The 20,011-nt window shown below is 69.3% G+C and carries 20 protein-coding genes and 1 tRNA gene; 10 read left to right on the forward strand and 11 right to left on the reverse strand.

Translation table 11 applies throughout. The features are described from left to right. Positions 1 to 65 precede the first annotated feature (65 nt). Both H0B56_RS06180 and H0B56_RS06185 read left to right on the forward strand, forming a co-directional pair. The gene (locus tag H0B56_RS06180; RefSeq protein WP_343063778.1) at positions 66 to 1,781 is read left to right on the forward strand and encodes an LCP family protein; all 1,716 of its coding nucleotides are present in this window, start codon (positions 66 to 68) and stop codon (positions 1,779 to 1,781) included. A 215-nt stretch (positions 1,782 to 1,996) separates the two neighbouring features. Next, on the forward strand, positions 1,997 to 2,533 hold the full coding sequence (locus H0B56_RS06185; RefSeq protein ID WP_180891962.1) for a helix-turn-helix domain-containing protein: 537 nt from the start codon (positions 1,997 to 1,999) through the stop codon (positions 2,531 to 2,533). A gap of 62 nt (positions 2,534 to 2,595) precedes the next feature. Here H0B56_RS06185 and H0B56_RS06190 read toward each other — a convergent pair whose 3' ends face one another. Beyond that, positions 2,596 to 4,083, reverse strand: coding sequence for a flavin-containing monooxygenase (locus H0B56_RS06190; RefSeq protein WP_180891963.1), 1,488 nt, complete (start codon positions 4,081 to 4,083; stop codon positions 2,596 to 2,598). Between the two features lie 92 nt (positions 4,084 to 4,175). On the opposite strand from H0B56_RS06190, the gene H0B56_RS06195 reads away from it, so the two are divergent. Then, complete coding sequence (locus H0B56_RS06195; RefSeq protein ID WP_425484496.1) at positions 4,176 to 4,802, forward strand: TetR/AcrR family transcriptional regulator; 627 nt, start codon at positions 4,176 to 4,178, stop codon at positions 4,800 to 4,802. Between the two features lie 154 nt (positions 4,803 to 4,956). Further along, positions 4,957 to 5,325 carry a hypothetical protein gene (locus H0B56_RS06200; RefSeq protein ID WP_180891964.1) on the forward strand — a complete coding sequence of 123 codons (369 nt, stop codon included), beginning with the start codon at positions 4,957 to 4,959 and terminating at the stop codon, positions 5,323 to 5,325. A 30-nt stretch (positions 5,326 to 5,355) separates the two neighbouring features. Here H0B56_RS06200 and H0B56_RS06205 read toward each other — a convergent pair whose 3' ends face one another. Further along, on the reverse strand, positions 5,356 to 5,577 hold the full coding sequence (locus H0B56_RS06205; protein ID WP_180891965.1) for a DUF3618 domain-containing protein: 222 nt from the start codon (positions 5,575 to 5,577) through the stop codon (positions 5,356 to 5,358). Between the two features lie 148 nt (positions 5,578 to 5,725). Here H0B56_RS06205 and H0B56_RS06210 point away from each other — a divergent pair. Both H0B56_RS06210 and H0B56_RS06215 read left to right on the forward strand, forming a co-directional pair. After that, a tRNA-Leu gene (locus H0B56_RS06210) sits at positions 5,726 to 5,799 on the forward strand. Positions 5,800 to 5,910: 111 nt separating this feature from the next. Next, complete coding sequence (locus tag H0B56_RS06215; RefSeq protein WP_343063779.1) at positions 5,911 to 6,909, forward strand: o-succinylbenzoate synthase; 999 nt, start codon at positions 5,911 to 5,913, stop codon at positions 6,907 to 6,909. A gap of 15 nt (positions 6,910 to 6,924) precedes the next feature. Here H0B56_RS06215 and H0B56_RS06220 read toward each other — a convergent pair whose 3' ends face one another. Next, positions 6,925 to 7,089, reverse strand: coding sequence for a hypothetical protein (locus tag H0B56_RS06220; protein WP_180891966.1), 165 nt, complete (start codon positions 7,087 to 7,089; stop codon positions 6,925 to 6,927). A gap of 668 nt (positions 7,090 to 7,757) precedes the next feature. On the opposite strand from H0B56_RS06220, the gene H0B56_RS06225 reads away from it, so the two are divergent. Further along, on the forward strand, positions 7,758 to 8,885 hold the full coding sequence (locus H0B56_RS06225; RefSeq protein WP_180891967.1) for a cysteine--tRNA ligase: 1,128 nt from the start codon (positions 7,758 to 7,760) through the stop codon (positions 8,883 to 8,885). 143 nt (positions 8,886 to 9,028) lie between these two features. Further along, positions 9,029 to 9,481, forward strand: coding sequence for an SPW repeat protein (locus tag H0B56_RS06230; protein ID WP_180891968.1), 453 nt, complete (start codon positions 9,029 to 9,031; stop codon positions 9,479 to 9,481). Positions 9,482 to 9,587: 106 nt separating this feature from the next. On the opposite strand, the gene H0B56_RS06235 is transcribed toward H0B56_RS06230, so the two are convergent. Both H0B56_RS06235 and purU read right to left on the reverse strand, forming a co-directional pair. Then, a complete protein-coding gene (locus tag H0B56_RS06235) occupies positions 9,588 to 10,016 on the reverse strand; it encodes a cyclic nucleotide-binding domain-containing protein (protein ID WP_180891969.1) in 429 nt (142 codons plus the stop codon). A gap of 34 nt (positions 10,017 to 10,050) precedes the next feature. Then, positions 10,051 to 10,959 carry a formyltetrahydrofolate deformylase gene (gene purU / locus H0B56_RS06240; protein ID WP_180891970.1) on the reverse strand — a complete coding sequence of 303 codons (909 nt, stop codon included), beginning with the start codon at positions 10,957 to 10,959 and terminating at the stop codon, positions 10,051 to 10,053. A gap of 287 nt (positions 10,960 to 11,246) precedes the next feature. On the opposite strand from purU, the gene H0B56_RS06245 reads away from it, so the two are divergent. Then, positions 11,247 to 11,396, forward strand: a complete 150-nt coding sequence (locus H0B56_RS06245; RefSeq protein WP_180891971.1) for a hypothetical protein — start codon at positions 11,247 to 11,249, stop codon at positions 11,394 to 11,396. A 4-nt stretch (positions 11,397 to 11,400) separates the two neighbouring features. Here the strand turns inward: H0B56_RS06245 and H0B56_RS06250 are convergent, their stop codons facing one another. Then, complete coding sequence (locus H0B56_RS06250) at positions 11,401 to 11,655, reverse strand: DoxX family protein (RefSeq protein WP_180891972.1); 255 nt, start codon at positions 11,653 to 11,655, stop codon at positions 11,401 to 11,403. Between the two features lie 324 nt (positions 11,656 to 11,979). Between H0B56_RS06250 and glgC the strand changes: the two genes are divergently transcribed. Continuing rightward, entirely contained in the window at positions 11,980 to 13,206 is a 1,227-nt protein-coding gene (glgC, locus tag H0B56_RS06255) for a glucose-1-phosphate adenylyltransferase (RefSeq protein ID WP_180891973.1), read from the forward strand. Between the two features lie 9 nt (positions 13,207 to 13,215). Here the strand turns inward: glgC and H0B56_RS06260 are convergent, their stop codons facing one another. The 5 genes from H0B56_RS06260 to H0B56_RS06280 all read right to left on the reverse strand — a co-directional run bounded on the left by H0B56_RS06260 (position 13,216) and on the right by H0B56_RS06280 (position 19,898). After that, complete coding sequence (locus H0B56_RS06260; RefSeq protein ID WP_180891974.1) at positions 13,216 to 14,715, reverse strand: alpha,alpha-trehalose-phosphate synthase (UDP-forming); 1,500 nt, start codon at positions 14,713 to 14,715, stop codon at positions 13,216 to 13,218. A 155-nt stretch (positions 14,716 to 14,870) separates the two neighbouring features. After that, positions 14,871 to 15,896 (reverse strand): tryptophan--tRNA ligase, encoded by a 1,026-nt coding sequence (locus H0B56_RS06265; protein WP_180891975.1) that lies wholly within the window; start codon positions 15,894 to 15,896, stop codon positions 14,871 to 14,873. A gap of 436 nt (positions 15,897 to 16,332) precedes the next feature. Beyond that, on the reverse strand, positions 16,333 to 18,570 hold the full coding sequence (locus tag H0B56_RS06270; protein WP_180891976.1) for a heavy metal translocating P-type ATPase: 2,238 nt from the start codon (positions 18,568 to 18,570) through the stop codon (positions 16,333 to 16,335). Then, a complete protein-coding gene (locus H0B56_RS06275) occupies positions 18,567 to 18,884 on the reverse strand; it encodes a metal-sensing transcriptional repressor (RefSeq protein WP_180891977.1) in 318 nt (105 codons plus the stop codon). Before H0B56_RS06275 ends, H0B56_RS06270 begins: the two co-directional genes overlap by 4 nt. Before the next feature lie 183 nt (positions 18,885 to 19,067). Further along, a complete protein-coding gene (locus H0B56_RS06280; RefSeq protein WP_246360963.1) occupies positions 19,068 to 19,898 on the reverse strand; it encodes a polysaccharide deacetylase family protein in 831 nt (276 codons plus the stop codon). Positions 19,899 to 20,011 lie beyond the last annotated feature (113 nt).

Raw genomic sequence — 20,011 nt, forward strand, 5'->3', positions numbered from 1 at the left:
GGCAACCTACGGTATGTAGCACGGCGTCATTCGGGGGCGAACGGACTCGGAAGGGAGCGCTCTGCGTGGATAACCGGCCGCGGCCGAACCGGCGGGAACGGCGACCGTCGCGACCGTGGCTCGACCAGGAGTTGGAGACCACCCCGGCGTTGCCACGGGTGAATCGTACCGAGGGTCGGGCCGCGACCGATCGGCAGCGCTCCAACCGCGGGTCCGGTACGCAGCGCGGCCGCGGTCCTGGCGCGTCCGGCGCGCGCACGTCACGACGCGCACCGCTACGCGGGGCCAAGATCGCCCTCGCGCTGGTCTCATTGCTGGTGATGAGCGCTACGGGGTACGCGTGGGGAACCCTGCAAGGTATGGGTCACGGGCTGACCGTCGCCGACGTGATCGGTGACGAGGGCGGTGGCCACGAACCGGCGGACGGCTCACGGGACATCCTGCTCATCGGTGTGGACAGCCGGACGGACGCACAGGGCAACGAGGTTCCCCTCGAGGAGCTCAACGAGATCAACGTCGGTGAGGCCGACGGGGAGCTCAACACCGACACCATCATTCACGTGCACATCCCCAATGACGGGAGCAGGGCCGTCGCGGTATCGATCCCGCGGGACTCCTACGTCGATATCCCCGGGTACGGCAAGCACAAGATCAACTCCGCCTTCGCACGCGGGAAGACCACCGAGGAACGACGCCTGCGGGAACAAGGCGTGACGGACCCGAACGAGCTCGAGGTCCGCTCCGACCAGGAAGGCGCGCGAACCCTCATCGAGAGCGTCGAGGCGCTGACCGGCCGCACCATCGACAACTACGCCTCGGTCAACTTCTTCGGCTTCCTGGAGATCACCGAGGCCATCGGGGGCGTCAAGGTGTGCCTCAAGGAGCCCGTGGACGACTACGACTCCGGTGCCGACTTCGACGCCGGGGTGCAGACCATCTCCGGAGCCGACGCGCTCGGCTTCGTCCGGCAGCGGCACGGCCTGCCACGCGGGGACCTCGACCGCGTCGTCCGCCAGCAGGCCTTCATGGCGGGGTTGGCCAACAAGGTGCTCTCCACAGGGACCCTGACGAACCCTCGCAAGCTGAACGATCTGATGGATGCCTTCAAGAAGGCGGTGGTCCTGGACCAGGACTGGGACGTCATGGGTTTCGCCGAGCAGATGAGCGGGCTGGCCGGTGGCCAGATCGAGTTCCACACGATCCCGGTGATGAGCCTGAGCATGGACACGCCCGACGGGTCGGCTGTGCAGGTCGACCCGGCACAGGTCCGCGACTTCTTCGCCGAGCTGTCCGGGGACGAGCAGGACGACGAGGACTCCGGGCACACCGAGGAACAGGACAACTCCGACATCACCGTCAACGTGATGAACACGACCACGGTGCCGGGGCTCGCGGCCGACGTCGCGGACACGCTGACCGGCAAGGGGTTCATCGAAGGGCTGGTCAGCAACGCGACCGCCAGGGAAGCCACCGTGGTGCGCTACGCGCCCGGGGAACGGGACAAGGCCGACCGTGTCGCCGAGGCGCTGGACGGCCCCGGCAGGCCGGAGGAGGATCCCGCGCTGACGCCCGGCAACATCACCGTGCTCCTGGGCAGCGACTTCCGTGGCACCGAGCTGTCCGCGGAATCCGGCAGCGGCCGCACGCCGCAAAGCGAGCAGGACGGCCCGGACGCGCCGGAGCAGGACCCCGGCGGGCCCGGGGCGAACCCCGAAGGGCCCGCGGCGGAGGACTCCGGCCAGGAACCCATCACCGCCGACGGAGTGACCTGCGTCAACTAGCTGTCGCGCGGCGCGAGCCGAAGGGGTCCTCGGGTACATCATGTGCACCGGAGGAGCCCTTCGGCTCGCGCATCGTGCGCGGGAAATCCGGCCGTTTCGCGTCATGACCGGCTATCTCATGCCTTTCACCAGTGTGGGGTCCGCGTGGGGGCCTCAGCCGGTGGTTGTCACAACCACCCCGGACCGGTCAGGTGAGGACGTGAGAGGGACGCACGGTGCGCATCGACAGTCACAGGTATCAGCGGATTCTCGGCGATGAGCTGCGCAGGGTTCGCAAACGCCAAGGGTGGACCCGCAAGGAGCTCAACAGGCACCTGGATCGGGACATCTCGGTGCAGACGCTGGCGACCTACGAGCTCGGCACGCGGCACTGCTCCGTGGTACGGCTCGCCGAGATCTGTTTGGCCATGGACGAGCTGCCGCACGACCTCCTCGCCCGTGTACACGCTCGGCTGTTCACGAGCTCACCGGGCCAGATCGATGTCGATCTGGCCAGGGTGGTGCGGGACAACCGGCCCGAGCTCCTGCCCCTGCGCAGGTGGGCCCAGGGCCGCCTGAACGGGGACAACGGTGGCCGGGGAACTGTCGTGCATCTGGACCCTGCCGCCGTGGAGCGCATGGCGGAGCTGTGCGGGCTGACCACGATCCAACTCCTCGAGCACCTGCGCAGGTTCTCCGACACCGACGCCCCCGGCGACGACGAACCCGACGACAACGGCGAGATCGACGGCGAGAGTGAGAGCCCGATGTGACATTCGGCTCCTTCTACGGAACCGAGGTCACATCGGGCTCCCCGCACCCGGGCGGGTGCCGCTCACTGGCGGCCGAGGAGCTCGTACTCGCTGGTTTCGACCTTGCGCGTGTCGAGCCAGTACTTCCAGGTGAACCCCGGCCATATCGTGCGGTTCACACCCTTGGAGTCGAGGTACCAGCTGGTGCACCCGCCCTGGGCCCACACGCCCTTCTCCAGCTTGCGCTGGATGTGCTCCTGGAACCGCTCCTGCGCGTCCCCGCGCACCCGCAGCGCGTCGGCACCCTGCCGCTCCACGATCCGCATGGCCTCCATCGTGTAGCGGACCTGGGACTCGATCATGAACACCACCGAGTTGTGCCCGAGGCCGGTGTTCGGGCCGAGCAGGAAGAACAGGTTCGGGAACCCTTCCACGGTTATGCCCCTGTGTGTCTCCATGCCCTGCGACGACCACTCGGTCGACAGGTCACGCCCGTCCTCCCCGGTGATCTCCAGGTAGTCGAAGGCGTCGGTGACGTGGAAGCCGGTTCCGTAGATGATGGCGTCCACCTCGTACTCCCGCCCTGCCGTGTCGACGACGCTGTGCTCGCGCACCTCCGCGATGCCGTTGGTGACCACGTCGACGTTGCTCCGGGTCAACGCGGGGAAGTAGTCGTTGGAGATCAACACCCGCTTGCAGCCCATCCGGTAGTCGGGGGTGAGCTTGGCGCGTAGCTGCGGGTCGGAGATCGTCCTGCGCATGTTCCACTTCGCCACCTTCTCCGCCAGCTTGAGCAGACCCGGATGGCCGTTGAAACCGATCGCGCGCGCCTCGAGCATCCAGTACAGGAAGCTGCGGTACGCGCGCTGCGTCGCGGGCAGCCTCCGGAACATCGCGCGCACCCACCGCGGGATCTCGCGGTCGGACTTGGGCATGATCCACGGCGGCGTGCGCTGGAACACCGTCATCTCGGCGACCTCGGGTGCGATCCGGGGGACGAACTGGATCGCGCTGGCCCCCGTCCCGATCACGGCGACCTTCTTGCCCCGCAGGTCGAAGTCGTGGTCCCAGTCGGCGGAGTGAAACGTCCTTCCCCGGAAGCGCTCGATCCCCTCCAGTGGGGGTATCTGCGGCAGGTGCAACGCGCCGACCCCGGAGACGAGGAACTTGGCGACATAGTGCTCGCCGTCGCTGCTGTACACATGCCAGCGGTGCTGCTGCTCGTCCCACCTTGCCGAGGTCATCTCCCTGCCGAAACGGATGTACTCGCGCAGGTTGTGCTTGTCCGCGACGCGCTTGAGGTAGTCGAAGATCTCCGCCTGCGGAGCGAACGCCCGTGACCAGTCGGGGTTCTGCTCGTGCGAGAACGAGTACATGTGCGACTGGATGTCGCACGCACAGCCCGGGTAGGAGTTGTCCCGCCAGGTTCCGCCGACCTCGTGCGCCTTCTCCAGCACGAGAAAGTCCGTACGGCCCTCCCTGAGCAGCTGGATCGCCATCCCGAGCCCGGCGAACCCCGTGCCGACGATCACCGTCGTGGCTTCCTCCACCCTCGTGTCAGTGCTGGTCATAGCGCCTCAATCCGTCGTGTTCGATGCCGTCACCAACAATATTACTATGAGTAGGTTACTTCCGGTAGAGTTACCTCCGGTAGAGTTGGGTTGTGACCGCGCTACCGAACAGCTCAGCCGCCCCTCGTAAGCGCATGCCGCGCGCCCAGCGCGAGCGTCAGATGATCGATGTCGCCGTTGCCCTGTTCGCCGAACGCGGCTACGTCGCGGCGTCCATGGACGAGATCGCCGAGCGCGTGGGCGTGTCCAAACCGATGCTCTACGAGTACTTCCATTCCAAGGAAGGCCTGCTCATCGCCGCGATCCGCAGGGCACGGGCCGACCTGCTGGCCGCGACGGAGAACGCCGCCTCCTCGGCCCGCTCGGCCGAGGAGGCGCTGTGGCAGGGCCTGCTCGCCTACTTCCAGTTCATCGACCAGCGTCACGCGGAATGGTCGCTGCTTCGTCACGAGCTGTCCCTGGTCGGCGCGTCGGCGGCCGACGAGGTCGAGGCCATCCGGCGCCAGCAGACCGAGTTCAACGCCTCCCTCATCCGGGTCTACCTACCCGGGGTGCCCGATCTCGAGGTCGAGGCGGTCGCCGAGTTCCTCGTCGGGGCCTGCGAGCGCATGGCGATCTGGGCGGAGCGCTGGGACGAGGTCACCCCGGAGCGCGCCACGGCCCTGACGATGGAGATCCTGTGGAACGGCCTGGGCAACAGGCAGGGCGGCCACTCGTGACGTGCCACACTCCGTGACGGTTACCGCTGCGCCCCCACGCTCACCTAGGCCATCATGCCCCTGCCTGTTGACGTGTCCGAAGATCGCGTCATAAACGGGTGGCGGCACGGTCTTCACAGGGGAATGATGAGCGGCGAAGGAAGGGGTGAGTCGGATGGTGGAACCGATAACGGCGAGCTACGCGGAAGAGGATGAGGAATGGACCATCACCGTGGCCGGTCTGGGCCGCGAGCTCACCGCGCGCGCACCCGGCCTCATCGCCGCCCGTGACCGTGCCGAGCAGCTGATCGACAAGCTCGTCCCCGAGCAGGAGGAACGAGCGGTGGTCCACATGCTCAACGGCAGCGCTGTCGACTTCACGGCGAAGTACATGCAGGTGCGCATCGCGGGCCCGGAGGCGGAGCAGGCAGCCGCCCCGGCTGGCGAGCACACCGGCAGCGAGGGCACCGACGACGCCGATGCGGGCGATGCCGAACCTCCCACTACCGGGGACGGGAGCCCGCAGGGCGAGCTCAGCGCCTGATCGGCGATACCGGCGTCGGCGATACCGGCGCTAGCGCAGCAGCTTGCGCAGCACCAGCGCACCGATCAACACGCCGGCGCCGATCACGGGGTACTTCACCTTCGGCTCGGACCACGTTGCGCGCACCGAGGTCTTGGCGGAGTCGGCCAGACGTTTCGGGCTCGCCCTCGTACCGAGCTGGTCCAGTGTGACAGCGAGGGCGTCGCGCGCCCTCTCGATGTCCCGCTCGATGCTCTCCTGATCGCGGACCACGTGTCCTCCTGACGTCGCTGAAGGGGGTCCAGGAACGGGCACAGATCCTGGTCGTCGCTCACAGTAGATCACCGCCCGACCGCACCGTGCAGTGGCACTCCGGAGCGTCGCCGGATCCGCGTGTTCGTTAGGCTTGTCGCGACGAGCGGGGCCCGTAGCCCAATAGGCAGAGGCACATGGTTTAGGTCCATGCCAGTGTGAGTTCGAGTCTCACCGGGCCCACGTCGAGGACACACGTCGAGCCGTTCGACGGGGACGCGGCCCGGGGTCACGGTACGGACACGGATCCGGCCGCCTGCCTCGGGCGCACGGCGAGCATCCGGAGATACCCGAGTGACAGGCACCTCAAGCCAGATCGACGTCGGCGGCGCACGCATCTACGCGATCGGGATGCGCACCCGGTTCCGGGGGATCACCGTGCGCGAGGGGATGCTGCTCGAGGGGCCGGCCGGGTGGGGTGAGTTCTGCCCGTTCACCGACTACGACGACACCGTCGCCGCCTCGTGGCTGGCCACCGCGATCGAACAGTGCACCGTCGGATGGCCCGCACCCGTGCGGGACCGCGTACCCGTCAACTGCACGGTGCCCGCCCTCGACCCGGAACGTGCCAGGGAGCTCGCCGCCCGTTCCGGCTGCGGAACCGCCAAGGTCAAGGTCGCCGACCACCCCGAGTCCCTGAACGAGGACCTCGCCCGCGTCGAGGCGGTGCGCGACGCACTCGGCCCGGACGGCGCGATCCGCGTGGACGCCAACGGAGCCTGGGACGTCGACACGGCCGCCGGCCATATCCGCCTGCTCGACAGCGCGGCCGGCGGGCTGGAGTACGTCGAGCAGCCCTGCCGCACCATCGAGGACCTCGCCGCCGTCCGGCGCCGGGTCGAGGTGCGTATCGCCGCCGACGAATCCATCCGGAGTGCCGGGGACCCGCTGCGGGTTGCCCTGGCGGGTGCCGCCGACGTCGCGGTGCTCAAGTGCACCCCGCTCGGCGGCGTCCGGCGCTCGCTGGAGGTCGCCGAGGCCGCCGGGCTGCCGTGTGTGGTCTCCTCCGCGCTGGAGACCAGCGTGGGGTTGGCCGCGCAGCTGGCTCTGGCCGGTGCCCTTCCCGAACTGGACTTCGCCTGCGGCCTCGGCACGCTCTCCCTTCTCGACGGCGACCTCGCAGCCGGCGCCGACTCCTTGCGGGTCGTCGACGGCCACCTGCCCGTTCCACGCACGCCACCCGCGCCGGACCCCGGCCTGCTCGACACGCACGCGCTCACCGACCCCGGACGGGTCGCGTGGTGGCGGGACCGCCTCGACCGCGTGCTCGCCGTGCACGGCAACGGCGGGTGAGACCCGGCCCGAAGCTCACCCTGGCTGCGCGAGGAGGTTCTCGAACAGCTCGTAACCGGTGTAGGTCACCGCGTACGAGCGCAGGCCGTAGGGGTGGAAGTTCTGCTGCGTCGGTTCGGGCAGCAGGCCACCCGCGATCCGGATCCGGCCCGCAACGGCCGACAGCTCACCGAGGGACACGCCCACCTCGGACGGGCCAGGACCCTTCCCGGTCCGCACCAGGGTCCGCGCCGCCGTGGTCCCCCTGCCTCCTCCCAGGCTTCCTGGTCCACGACCCAGTTCGGCGCGTCGCACCGGTCCGAGTCACAGTCGGAGTTGCCCGCTCCCGCAGGGCTCACGTAGTAGCCGATCGGCACCGGCTCATAGGTCTGGTGCCGGTTGGCGAACTCGTGACCGTCCACCGTGGCGTGCCCCTCGGCGGCACCCTCCTTGTCCACCCCTTCGGCCAGATGGTGCCGGTCGTACGTCGGGCCACGGCCTGCCACGCCGTCGTGGAAGTCCATCCAGCCCGCGCAGAAGAAGCCACCGGTGTCGCGGCTCCCGATGGTGCCCCTGTAACGCTCAACGTCGTGACGGCAAGCAGTACCCCCCCCCAGCGCGATCATCCGGCGCCTCATCGGCAACCTCCTCAGCACTGTGCACCCGACTCGAGCCGAACAGCGAGGATTCCTGTCACCGGGCACGAAAACTTCTCGGAAAATTCGTTCCGGTACGACGAACGCAGTAACCCCCTGCCTCCGTCGCTACCTCGGACACGTCCGGCCCGAGCAGCGCATCCGGCACCGCCGCACGGCAGGGCACGCACCATCGTGCTGCCCGTCGCCGGTATACGCGGCATACTCGGCGGCATGAACGGTCACGGCAGGTGGGACGCGTACGGTGCGCTGCAGCTGTCCGGTACGTCACTGCCCCTGCTGGACCGCGCCCGCGTGTACGCCTGCGGCATCACGCCCTACGACGTCACCCATCTCGGTCATGCCGCGACGTTCGTCTGGGTGGACGTGCTGGGCCGGGTGCTGCGCCTCGTCGGTGTCGAACCGGACGTGTGCCGCAACGTCACCGACGTCGACGACGTACTCGATGCGGCGGCCGCACGTGCGGGGACGGATGCCGACTGGTTCGCCGCCGTCGGGCAGTTCCGGTTCGAGACCGAGATGGCCAAGCTCAACCTGCGGCAGCCGCAGCACGAACCGCGCGCGCACCGCTACATCCCGCACGTCGTGCGCCTCGCACGGCACCTGGTGGACTCCGGCGCGGCTTACGTCCGGGACGGCAGTGTGTACTTCCGGGGTCACCACGTCCCCGCCCGAGCCGGTCTGGACCGGCACCGCGCGCGCGAGCTGGCCGTGGAGTTCGACGGCAGACCGGACGACCCGGCGAAGGACGACCCGTTCGACGTGGCTGTCTGGCAGGCTGCCGGCCCGGACCGGGTCGGCTGGGAGTCGCCATGGGGCACCGGCAGACCGGGCTGGCACGCCGAGTGCGTCGCGATGTCGGCTTCGGTGTTCGGTTCCGGGGTGGACATCCACGCGGGCGGCGCCGACCTGTCCTTCCCGCACCACGCCTACCACGCGGCCATGGCCGAGGCCCTCACCGGCGTGACGCCCTACACGCGCGCATGGCTGCACGTCGGCACGGTCACCGTGGCGGGACGCAAGATGGCCAAATCGGCGGACAACCTGGTCCTGGTGTCGGACCTGCTCGCCGAGCACGCGCCTGCCGTGCTGCGCATGATGATCCTGGACCGCAGGTGGCACGACTCCTGGGACTTCTCCATCGACCTGCTGGACGCGGCAGGCGGCAGGTTGGAGCAGCTCTACAGCGCGGCGAGCCGCCGGGCGACCGGCGATACCGCCCCCGAGCGGGTACGGCGCGCGCTGAGCACCGAGCTCGACGTGCCGGCGGCCCTGGACATCGCCATCGACAGCGGCGGGGACGCCGCCCGCTCGCTCGTGTCCGTACTCGGCCTGTCCTGAGCCGGGCGCCTCGCACCCCCGCGCTCCGGGGAGCCGGTGAGCGGCCCGGACACGGGGCCGCGCTCGGCACTTCCGTACCGACCGGAAAAGCGCATAATGGATACGGGGAACGAGGGGGAGCCCTTGTTCGTGGAGGTGGTGTGATGACTACCGAGAACACTCCCGGTAACACGACTCAGATGACCGACCATCCGGACATCGTGGCGATGGGCGCCCGGTACGACCGTATGGCCGAGACACCCGCTGCCCAGCTCACGGACGGCCTGACCATGCTCGCCGGGCTGTTCGTAGCGCTGTCGCCGTGGATCGTCGGGTTCACCCAGTTCAGCGGCCTCATGCTCAGCAACCTCATCGTGGGCATCACGATCGCTGCACTCGGTGCCTGTTTCGCGATGGCCTACGAGCGCAGTCACCGGCTGACGTGGGTCTGCCCGCTACTCGGTGTGTGGACGGTCGTCGCGGTGTGGACGGTGAGCGGCGCCGAGGCCACTACCGGCGTCGTGCTCAGCAACGTGCTCGGCGGCGCGGTCGTCGTGCTGCTCGGGCTCGCCGCGATGATGCCGATGTACCGGGCGAAGCGGGCCGCACGCAGCTAGCCGCGCTGCGGCGATCCTGCCGGAGCGGGCCGCGGCCTGCCCGCAGCGGGCCCTCGGCCCACCTTCGCCCATCGGGGCCGTGGGCCGAGGGTCTCGCCCGGCCCGGTCACCGCTCGGGCGTGCCCGCGCCGTGTTCGACGGCGGTGGCATCGATCGCGCGCTGCAGGGCCGGCAGCTCGCGCACCAGCTTGTCGAGGTCCGTTCCGTCGATGTGCAGCAGCTCGACGGGTTCCACCGTGGACACCGTCGCCGAGCGTAGCCGGCCCTGACGCAGCGCGACCTCGCCGACCACGTCGCCGGGGCCCAGCTCGGCCACCCGTTCCGCACCGACGAACACGGCGACCGTTCCGGACAGCAGGATGTAGCAGGCATCCCCCGGGGTCTGTTCCTGGATCAGCGACCAGTGCGCCGGGAGGGTGACCCGGCTGGCCGAGTCGACGATCCGGCGAAGCTCGCGGTCGGTGAGGTCGCCGAGCGGTCCGGAATCTCGCAGGAAGCGGGCCTCGGAGCCCGGTTTGGGTGCGTCGGACGCCATCGAACACTCCGTTCCGCCCACCCGGTGGCGGGCACTAGAACACCACCGTTCTCCCCGCATGCACAAGCACGCGGTGTTCCAGGTGCCAGCGTAGACCCCGGGCCAGCACCACCTTCTCGATATCCCGGCCGCGGCGGACCATGTCGGCGACGGTGTCACTGTGGTCCACCCGGATCACATCCTGCTCGATGATCGGGCCTGCGTCGAGCTCGGCCGTTACATAGTGGCAGGTCGCGCCGATCAGCTTGACGCCGCGGCTGTGCGCCTGATGGTACGGGCGGGCGCCGACGAACGACGGGAGGAAGCTGTGGTGGATGTTCACCGCGCGCCCCGCCCACGCCTGGCACAGCTCCGGAGGCAGGATCTGCATGAACCGCGCCAGCACGATCGCGTCCGGGTCGTGCTCGTCGACGATCGCGCGCACGCGCTCGAACGCCGCCGCCTTCCCGTCCGCGTCCTTCGGGAACGGGACGTGGTGGAAGTCAATACCGAACGCTTCGGTGATCCCGCCCAGTGACTCGTGGTTACCGATCACGGCGGGCACGTCGACGTTGAGCTCCCCGCCCGCGACCCTGCCGAGCAGGTCGTAGAGGCAGTGGCCTTCCTTGGATACCAGCAACACCATCCGGCGCCGATCGCCGGTGTCGGCGATACGCCACTGCGAGCCCTCCACGCCACCGTCGGCGTCGGAGCCCGCCCCCAGCGACGCGGCAACCGGGCTGAACAGACTGCGCAGCTCCTCGACGTCGTAGGGCAGCGAGTCCGCCCGCACCTCCTGCCGGGTGAAGAACCACCCGGTGTCGGGGTCGGTGTGGTAAGCGGCCTCCACGATCCACCCGCCGAGCTCGGCCAGGAACGACGCGATCCGCGCGACGATACCGACCCGGTCCGGGCAACCGAACGTGATGACGAAACGCCGCTCCGACGGGTCCTCTGCCTCCACGGTCTCCACCGTCCACCCTCGTGCCTGCTCCTACACCTTGCCGGGCACTGTATCGGGGTAGCGTTCCGGCCGTGCGCGCGGCGGAGCCCCGTTCATGCGCCGGGCTATCGATCACGCCAGGCTCACCGGTCATCGCGCGGCGCACGACCAGCATGAACGGGTACGGCCGCGACGCGGTATCCTGGGGTTTCGCGCGCGACCACCCGGTCCCCTGCGCGCGAGGTACGACAGGGACGAGCATGACCGAATTCCGATACAGCGCGGCCGAGCGATGCACATGGTGCTCCATGCGCGCCGTCCTCCCCTCGGAGGACGCCGCGGACCGGATCGTCGCCGCGTCCGGCGGCCGGCTGATGAAGTACCGCTGCCCCGTCGACGACGGATGGCACCTCAGCTACCCGGCTACCGAACACGCGACGTTGATCGATCCCCGCTGAGGGCTCAGCGGTTGACCATCACGCGGCTCGCCAGCCACCCGGTATAGGCCAGCAGCCCGGCGACGCCTGCCTTGCGGGTCCTGTTGCTGACCAGCGCCAGTCCCAGCGCCACTTCGGTGGCTCCGTTGCGGTACACCCACTGTCGTGTGTCCTCGGGAAACGCGGCCTCGGACAGCGGTTCGAAAGCGCTCGGCGCCGCGAAATGAGCGGCACCGGTGCCGGCGAGCAGTACCCCGAAGATGCGCGAGAGCTTGGCCATGGTCGACGATCCTTTCGACGTCAGATGGTTCGTCCACTGCGGAGCCGTGTCACGGGCCGCCCGCACGGCGGCCGCGACGGCGACGCGGACGCGCCCCAGCCTACTGACAACAGATGTAGCCAGGCACGTACCTCACGCACGCGATTCGCGATCCACGTCACACCGGCACGCGGCCACCGGAGCGCGTGCGCCGCCCGCCCACCCCATGGTCAAATAACGGGGAACCCCGAGCGCTGAATGACGCTTTCAGTCCCGCTCGTGGACCGAAGGCGTCATTCAGCACACAACCCGGCACGGCACGCGCGGCGGCGGACAGGGAGGGTCATGGCTCGACGACCACGCGTACTCGCGATCGTGCTCGCCGGCGGGGAAGGCAAACGCCTGATGCCGCTCACCACCGACCGCGCCAAGCCTGCCGTGCCGTTCGGCGGGAGCTACCGTCTGATCGACTTCGTGCTGTCCAACCTGGTGCACGCCGGGTACCTGCGGATCTGCGTGCTGACCCAGTACAAGTCGCACTCCCTCGACCGGCACATCTCGATCACCTGGCGGCAGTCGTCCCTGCTCGGCAACTACGTCACCCCGGTACCCGCCCAGCAGCGCCTCGGCAAACGCTGGTTCCAGGGCAGTGCGGACGCCATCCACCAGTCGCTGAACCTCATCCACGACGACCAACCCGACTACGTCGTCGTGTTCGGCGCGGACCACGTCTACCGTATGGACCCGTCCCAGCTGGTCGAGGCGCACATCGAGTCCGGGGCCGGAGTGACGGTCGCAGGCATCCGGGTCGCGAGGGACTCCGCGTCGTCGTTCGGCATCATCAGCACCTCGGACGGTACGACCATCGACGCCTTCCTGGAGAAGCCGGCGGACCCTCCCCCGTTGCCGGACGACGCCGGGCGGTCCTTCGCGTCGATGGGCAACTACGTCTTCTCGACCGGGGTGCTGCTCGACGCCTTGCGCACCGACGCGGCGGACGAGAACTCCGGGCACGACATGGGCGGCGACATCGTCCCGATGCTCGTCGGCTCCGGGGCAGCATGCGTCTACGACTTCGCCGACAACGATGTGCCCGGCACCACCGAGCTCGACCGCCACTACTGGCGCGATGTGGGGACGCTGGACGCCTACCATGAGGCGCACATGGACCTGGTCTCCGCGCGTCCCGTGTTCGACCTGCACGACCGCGAGTGGCCGATCCTGACCAACCACCCGCAGCTGCCAGGGGCCAAGTTCGTGGAGGGTGGCCACGCGGCGGACTCGATCATCGCCAACGGCTGCGTCATCGCCGGTGGCACCGCCGAGCGGTCGGTGCTGTCCCCCGGCGTGACCGTCCGGGACGGGGCCCACCTCCAGCGCTCGATCGTGATGGCCGACGCCCGGATCGGCGCGGGGGCGATCGTGCGGGACGCGATCCTCGACAAGGGTGTGGACGTGCCTGCCGGAGCCGTGATCGGAGCCGATCACGAGCACGACACGGCACGCGGGTTCACCGTGAGCCCGGCGGGCGTCACGGTGCTCGGCAAGGGACAGTACGTGCCGCCGCCCTGAGCCGGCCCGTCAGCCGGCGCGCGGGGAGTCCAGCGCGTCCAGCTGCTGGGCCAGCCAGCGCCGAGGCGGCATCGCGGTAGCCGCCTCGGCCAGCCCCTTGGCTCGGCCGGCACGTTCCCCTGACGGCATCAGCAACGCCCTGTGCAGCGACTCCGCCGTCTCGCCGGTGTCGAACGGGTTGACAAGCAGCGCGTCCGCCCCGAGATCGTCGGCCGCGCCGGCCTCCCGGGACAGCACGAGCACGCAATCCCGTTCCGAGCACACCGGCACTTCCTTGGCCACCAGGTTCATGCCGTCCCGGACGGGGTTGACCAGCAGCACGTCGGCGAGCCGGTATGCGGCCAGCGACCGCGCGAACGAGACGTCGGTCTCCAGGAGGACGGGACACCAGTCCTCGGTGCCGAACTCCTCGACGATCTCCCGGGCCAGCGCGTGCACATCGGCGGTGTACTCGCGGTAGGCGGCAAGGTCCTGCCTGCTCGGGTACGCGAACGCCAGGTGCACGACTTCCCCGCGCCACCGCGGGTAGGACCGCAGCAGCTCCCGGTACGCGGCGAGCCCGCCCAGGATGTTCTTCGACAGCTCCGTGCGGTCGACACGCAGCACCAGCTGCCTGCCACCGACGCGATCGGCCAGCTCAGCGTAGTCGGCGTCCACGTCGGCCGCGCGGGAACGTTCCCGCTGGGCAGCGCCATCCACCCCGAGCCCGTGCACCCCGAGTGTGGTGACACGACCCGCGTGCTCGACCCCGGCAGGGGCCCCGGCAGCCGGTCCGGCGGCCGGTCCAGCGGACGGATCTCGCGTGCGCGCGTCCGGCAATCCGGCACAGCAGTCGGCGAAGGCCCGCGCCCAGCGCGGGCTCAGGAAACCCGCGTGATCGGCGCCGAGGATGCCCCGGAGGAGTTCGCGCGCGGTGTCGTCGGGCAGCATCCTGAAGTACTCGGGCGGGGCCCACGGCGTGTGCGTGAAGTGGGCTATCCGCAGGTCGGGCCTGCGCTCCCGCAGCATGCGCGGCACGAGGGACAGGTGATAGTCCTGCACGGCGACCTTCGCACCGTGCGCGGCCTCGTCGGCGACGGCCCCGGCGAACGCGCGGTTGTACTCGCGGTAGCGATCCCACATCTCCCGCCAGCCCGCGTCGAACCGGGGTGCCCGGGGCGTGTCGAAGAGCAGGTGGTGCAGGAACCAGAGGGTGGAGTTGGCGACGGAGTTGTAGGCGGCCTCCAGCGTCGCGGGCGGCACATCCAGCATGCGTACCCCGACGTCGCCGACCTGGTGCCCGGCACGGTCGATGCGCCCGCCGGGAGCGCGCGCCGCCACCTGCCGATCGGTCTCGCCGAGCGCCGCGCACACCCACACCACGTGCCCGGCATCGCCGAGCTCGACACCGGACAGCGCCGAGACCAGCCCGCCACCGCCCCGCCGCGCAGCAGGCTCGCCGTCCTCTGTGGTGAACGAGACGGGGCCCCTGTTGGAAGCGATGAGCACGCGCGCAGCTTCGGAGGACATCCGTTCAGCGTAGTGCCACGCGCCGCGCCCCGCCGTGGGCCGAGCCGAAGGGCTCCTTCGGTACACATGCTGTACCCGAGGCCCCCTTCGGCTCGCCAACGTCACGCCGGTGCCGGTGCCCCGTGCGGAGGTCGCGCCGAATGCGGCAACGACGGTCAGGCGCTGCCTGCGATGCCCACCGCGCCGCGTACCCGCCGCAGCACGCGGCCGGCACGCTGCCGCGCCTTCTCCGCGCCCTCGGCCAGTACGGTGTCGAGCTCGCTACCCGGCTCCATCAGCTCGTCGTAGCGCGCGCGCAGCGGCGCGAGATGCTCGTCGAGCGCCTCGAAGAGCTGGTTCTTCAGCTCTCCCCAGCCGAGCCCGCCCTCCTCGAGCCGCTTGCGGGTCTCCGCGGCATCCGCGGGCGCGGCGAACTGCTCCAACAGCTGGAACACCGCGGAGCTGTCCGGGTCCTTGGGCTCGGACACCGGGGTGCTGTCCGTGGGGATCCTGCGCACCAGCTTCTTGAGCTCGGCCTCCGGAAGGAACAGCGGGATGGTGTTGTCGTAGGACTTGCTCATCTTCCTGCCGTCCAGGCCGGGCAGCGTCTGGGCGCTCGTGCCCTCCGGGACGATCGCTTCCGGGATGGTGAACGAGTACGTGTCGCCGTAGGCGTGGTTGAAGCTGCCCGCGATGTCCGCGGCGTACTCCACGTGCTGGACCTGGTCCTTACCGACGGGGACGACGTCCGACTCCATCGCGAGGATATCCACCGCCATGAGCACGGGGTAGTTGAACAGCCCCATGTTCACCCCGGCATCGGGATCCTCCCCTGCCTCGAGGTTGCGGTCGCGCGCCGCCTTGTAGGCATGCGCGCGGTTCATCAGTCCCTTACCGGTAACACAGGACAGCACCCACATGAGCTCGAAGATCTCCGGGACATCGGACTGCCGGTAGAACGTCGTCCTGCTCGGGTCGAGCCCTGCCGCGAGCCACGTCGCAGCCACCGACCGCGAGTAGTGCCGGAGCAGTTCCGGGTCCCGCTCGGTCGTCAGCGCGTGATAGTCGGCGATGAAGTAGATCGACTCGAACCGGTCGACGAGCTCGAGCGCGGGCCGGATCGCGCCGATGAGATTGCCCAGGTGTGGTTCACCTGTCGGCTTGATACCCGTCAAGGAAACCTTGGTTTCTGGCTGCGACATGGACAACATCCTACTGACCTGCGTCTCCGCCCCGAACAGCTACCGGGTGGGTGGAGGCGAACAAGGCCGCTCGCGACGCGATGGGATAGTGTTGTCGGTTCCCAGGAGGCCGGTGCCAGGAGGTCAGTCCCGGCGAGCCCCGACGTGTGAACAGGACCCGAGGGAGACGATGCGAGACTTCCGGTACGGCGAGGCCGGGCGCTGCCACGAATGCGGGATGCGTGCCATACTGCCGACAGAGGACATAGCCGATACGTTCGTCGCGCGGTCGGGCGACCGGCTCGAGAAGATGGGGTGCCCAGCGGGAAACGGATGGCATGTAGCCTACCGCCGGGTCGAGAACGCGAGTCTTTCCTAGACCCGCCGGGCTCCACCCCCAGGCCCGGCGAAGAAGGCCCCCGGCGCTTCCTCCCCCTCGGCGCCGGGGGCCGCTTCCCTACACCTCCCGTCGGTGCCCGCGTTCGAAACGGCGCAGGCGCAGCGCGTTGAGCACGACGCTGATGCTGGACAGCGCCATCGCGGCTCCCGCGACCATCGGATTCAGCAGTGCGGCGGCCGCCGCGGGGATGGCGAGGACGTTGTACCCGAAAGCCCACCCGAGGTTCTGCTGGATCGTGCGGTAAGTGCGCCGCGCCAGCCGGATCGACTGGGGAACTCCGTGCAGGTCGCTGCGCATCAGGGTGATGTCGCTGGACTCGATGGCGACGTCGGTGCCCGTCCCGATCGAGATTCCCAGGTCCGCCTGCACGAGCGCGGGGGCGTCGTTGATGCCGTCGCCGACCATCGCCACGACCTCGCCCTCCGACTGCAGCCGCTCGATCTCGGCTCTCTTGTCACCGGGGTGCACCTCGGCAAGTACGCGATCGATGCCGACGGCGCGGGCGATGGCCTCGGCCGTGCGGCTGTTGTCCCCGGTCAGCATCGCCACGGTCATCCCGATGTCGTGCAGCTCGGCGACGGTGGCTGCCGCGTTGTCCTTGACGGTGTCGGCCATCGCGACCGCACCACGTACCCGGCCCTGCCAGCCGGCGAGCACGACCGTCTTGCCGTCGCTCTCCAACCGCAGGACCGCCTCGTCGACGTCCTCCGGCACGGTCATGCCCTGCTCCGCGAGCCATGACCGCCTACCGACGAGCACGGTCGTGCCGTCCACGTCGGCACGCACGCCTTGCCCGGTCGGCGCGTCGAAACCGTGCGCCGCAGGCAGCTCGCCGAGGCGCTGCGCGGCCACCGCCGCCAGGGCGCGCCCGATGGGGTGCTCGCTGCCGGCCTCGACCGCTCCGGCGCGGCGCAGGACCTCGTCGTCGCCCCCTTCCGCGGCGACGATGTCGGTGATCGTCATCTCGCCGTGCGTGAGGGTGCCCGTCTTGTCGAAGACGACCGTCGTGATCTCCTTGGTGCGCTCCAGTGTCTCGATGCGCTTGATCAGCACACCCAGCTCGGCACCACGGCCGGTACCGACCATGATCGCGATCGGCGTGGCAAGGCCGAGCGCGCAGGGGCAGGCGATGATGAGCACGGCCACCGCGGCGACGAGGCCGCTGACCGGGTCGCCCGCAAGCACGGTCCACCCGAGGAACGCCCCGAGCGCGACCACGATCACGGCAGGGACGAACACCGCCGAGATGCGGTCCGCGAGACGCTGCATGGGTGCCTTGCCGCTCTGCGCATCCTGGACCATGCGCACGATCCTGGAGAGCGCCGTGTCGGCGCCCACGGCGGTCGCGCGCACGGTGAGTACCCCACTGGTGTTGATCGTGGCACCCGTGGCGACATCACCGGCGGTCTTTTCCACCGGGACCGACTCACCCGTGAGCATCGACTCGTCGACCGCGCTGACCCCGTCGACGACCTCCCCGTCGGTGGGGATCTTCTCGCCGGGGCGAACCAGCATGTGATCACCGATCGCCAGCGACTCGACGGGGACGGTGACCTCGGCGCCGTCCCGCAGCACGGTGGCCTCCTCGGCGCCGAGCTCGAGCAGCGCGGTGATGGCCCGGCCCGCTCGCCTGCGCGCCCGGGCCTCGAAGTACCGGCCGAGCGCCAGCGCGGCCACGATGAACGTCGCGACCTCGAAGTACAGGAAGCCGCCCGCGAACAGCGCGACGACCGAGTAGCCGAAGGCGGCCAGCGTACCCAGCCCGATCAGGGTGTCCATGTTCGCCGAGCGCTGCAGGGCACGCTGGACCATGCCCTTCAGGAAGGGCCAGCCGACCCAGAACTGCACCGGAATGGTCAGCGCGAGCTGTGTCCACCGCGCGGCGGGATGCTCGCCCAGCTCACCTGCGAACATCGCCAGCCACAGCACGATCGCCGTCAGGGGTACAGCGACGACCGCGCGGTAGAACCACATGCGTTGCTCGGCGGCTTCGGCGTCGCCGTCCGGCTCCGGGTGCTCCGTATCGACGGTGCGCAGCTCGTAACCCATGTCCGAGACCGCGCGCTGCAAGGCGGGCACGTCCAGCTCTCCGGAGTCGCCGACCAGCGTGGCCCGCTTGCTCGCGAAGTTGACCTCCGCCTCGGCCACCCCTGGTTGCTTCGCGAGCTTCTTCTGCACCCGGGCCGCGCACGAACCGCAGGTCATGCCCTCGACAGCCAGCTCGACGCCGGTGCCTGTCCCGCTGCTGCGTGCACCGTCGGTCGCCGCGTGCTGCTCGGTGTACTCGGATGTCATTCGCCTGCCTCCTTGCCGCTCAGCTCGGCCGCCGGCCCGGTCAGCGCTGGGCTGAACTTGATCGCGTCGACAAGCTCGTCGATCGCCGCCTGGCCGTTACCCCGCAGTACGGCGCTGGAGAAACACGTCTCCAGGTGGTTGTGCAGCATCACGCGGTTCGCCCTCTCCAGCGAGGACTGCGCCGCGGACAGCTGCTTCATCACGTCGACGCAGTAGGTGTCCTCCTCCAGCATGCGGATGACGCCGTCCAGGTGACCGCGCACGGTCTTGAGCCGGTTCAGCGCGTCCCGCTTGCGGCTGGTCAGTTCGGTCACTGTCGCCTCCTCGCTCGCCGTCCCGACTCCCACAGTACACCCACCCCACCCGGGGTGGGGTAATCAGGTGAGCAAGCTTACCCGCAGGGGGTATCCGCAGGGGTGTCCTGGCGAGCCGAAGGACTCCTCGGGTACCTCATGTGTATCCGAGGAGTCCTTCGGCTCGCCCGCGCAGGGGTACGCTCAGTACGGGTTGGCGCGGTCGGCGAACTCGGGGGCGAGCTCCTCGCTACGCTCCTCGGGGAACGAGATCGTCGACGGATCACCATCGGAGACGTAACGGCGCTCCGGTTCGCGTTCGAAGATTTCGAACCAGTACCCGGACTCCAGATCGCCGTCCGGGCCCGAACGGATGCGCGGGATCGCCACGGGGTCGAACTCCGTCGCGAACGGTGACGGCGCCGGGTTCGACCCCACCAGGAGTATCCCCTCATGGCGGTACTCCTGACCGTCGTGACTGCCGTACTGTGCCAGCTCGGGCTCGGCGGGACTCGCGCCGTGCGGCAGCGACATGGTCGCTACCTCGGCATCCGGTACGGCATCGTGGATGTGCGCGGCCCCTGCCGCCAGCTCGGCCTGCACCTCACTGGCACCGAGCCGGCTGAGGTTGGCGTGCGAGATCGTGTGGTTGCCGATCTCGAAACCCCACTCGTGCAGCTGGCGTAGCAGCTTCTTCCCTCGTTCGGCGGTACCGCCGAATAGGGACCCTACGACGTAAAATGAACCCGTCGGGGTGAAGTCGGAATGCTCCTCGGCGAACTCGAGAAGGATGCCAACGGCACTGTCCGAATCGACCTCATCATCGCCGGACATGCCGAACTGCTCCCGAGTTGAGTCGTCGAAGGTCAGCACTACCGGGGTCGTCCCGGCGGGCACGTCGATCTCACCGCGCACCAGATCGACCGTCCGAATCGGATGGTAGTCGTGCTCGTGGAGATAGGCGAGCTCCGCACGGAACTCGTCCGGGGTGAGGTCGTACTCGCCCCCGCCGTCAGGGAGGATGCGGTGGTACATCAGCACGGGGATCTCTCCCAGTTCATTAGCACCAACGTCCGCCGGGTTCACGTCGGGTTCGGGGGGCGTAGTTGACGCGGGGGACCTGGGGGTGGACGGTTCAGCGTGTTGTG

The organism is Haloechinothrix aidingensis (assembly GCF_013450155.1).
In the GTDB taxonomy this organism is placed as follows: Bacteria; Actinomycetota; Actinomycetes; order Mycobacteriales; family Pseudonocardiaceae; genus Haloechinothrix; species Haloechinothrix aidingensis.

Bases quoted from the DNA above. Each gene is read 5' to 3' on its own strand.
- H0B56_RS06190 (WP_180891963.1), bottom strand. From the start codon at position 4,083: ATGACCAGCACTGACACGAGGGTGGAGGAAGCCACGACGGTGATCGTC.
- H0B56_RS06200 (WP_180891964.1), top strand. From the start codon at position 4,957: ATGGTGGAACCGATAACGGCGAGCTACGCGGAAGAGGATGAGGAATGG.
- H0B56_RS06225 (WP_180891967.1), top strand. From the start codon at position 7,758: ATGAACGGTCACGGCAGGTGGGACGCGTACGGTGCGCTGCAGCTGTCC.
- H0B56_RS06230 (WP_180891968.1), top strand. From the start codon at position 9,029: ATGACTACCGAGAACACTCCCGGTAACACGACTCAGATGACCGACCAT.
- H0B56_RS06235 (WP_180891969.1), bottom strand. From the start codon at position 10,016: ATGGCGTCCGACGCACCCAAACCGGGCTCCGAGGCCCGCTTCCTGCGA.
- H0B56_RS06245 (WP_180891971.1), top strand. From the start codon at position 11,247: ATGCGCGCCGTCCTCCCCTCGGAGGACGCCGCGGACCGGATCGTCGCC.
- H0B56_RS06250 (WP_180891972.1), bottom strand. From the start codon at position 11,655: ATGGCCAAGCTCTCGCGCATCTTCGGGGTACTGCTCGCCGGCACCGGT.
- glgC (WP_180891973.1), top strand. From the start codon at position 11,980: ATGGCTCGACGACCACGCGTACTCGCGATCGTGCTCGCCGGCGGGGAA.
- H0B56_RS06260 (WP_180891974.1), bottom strand. From the start codon at position 14,715: ATGTCCTCCGAAGCTGCGCGCGTGCTCATCGCTTCCAACAGGGGCCCC.
- H0B56_RS06265 (WP_180891975.1), bottom strand. From the start codon at position 15,896: ATGTCGCAGCCAGAAACCAAGGTTTCCTTGACGGGTATCAAGCCGACA.
- H0B56_RS06270 (WP_180891976.1), bottom strand. From the start codon at position 18,570: ATGACATCCGAGTACACCGAGCAGCACGCGGCGACCGACGGTGCACGC.
- H0B56_RS06280 (WP_246360963.1), bottom strand. From the start codon at position 19,898: ATGTACCACCGCATCCTCCCTGACGGCGGGGGCGAGTACGACCTCACC.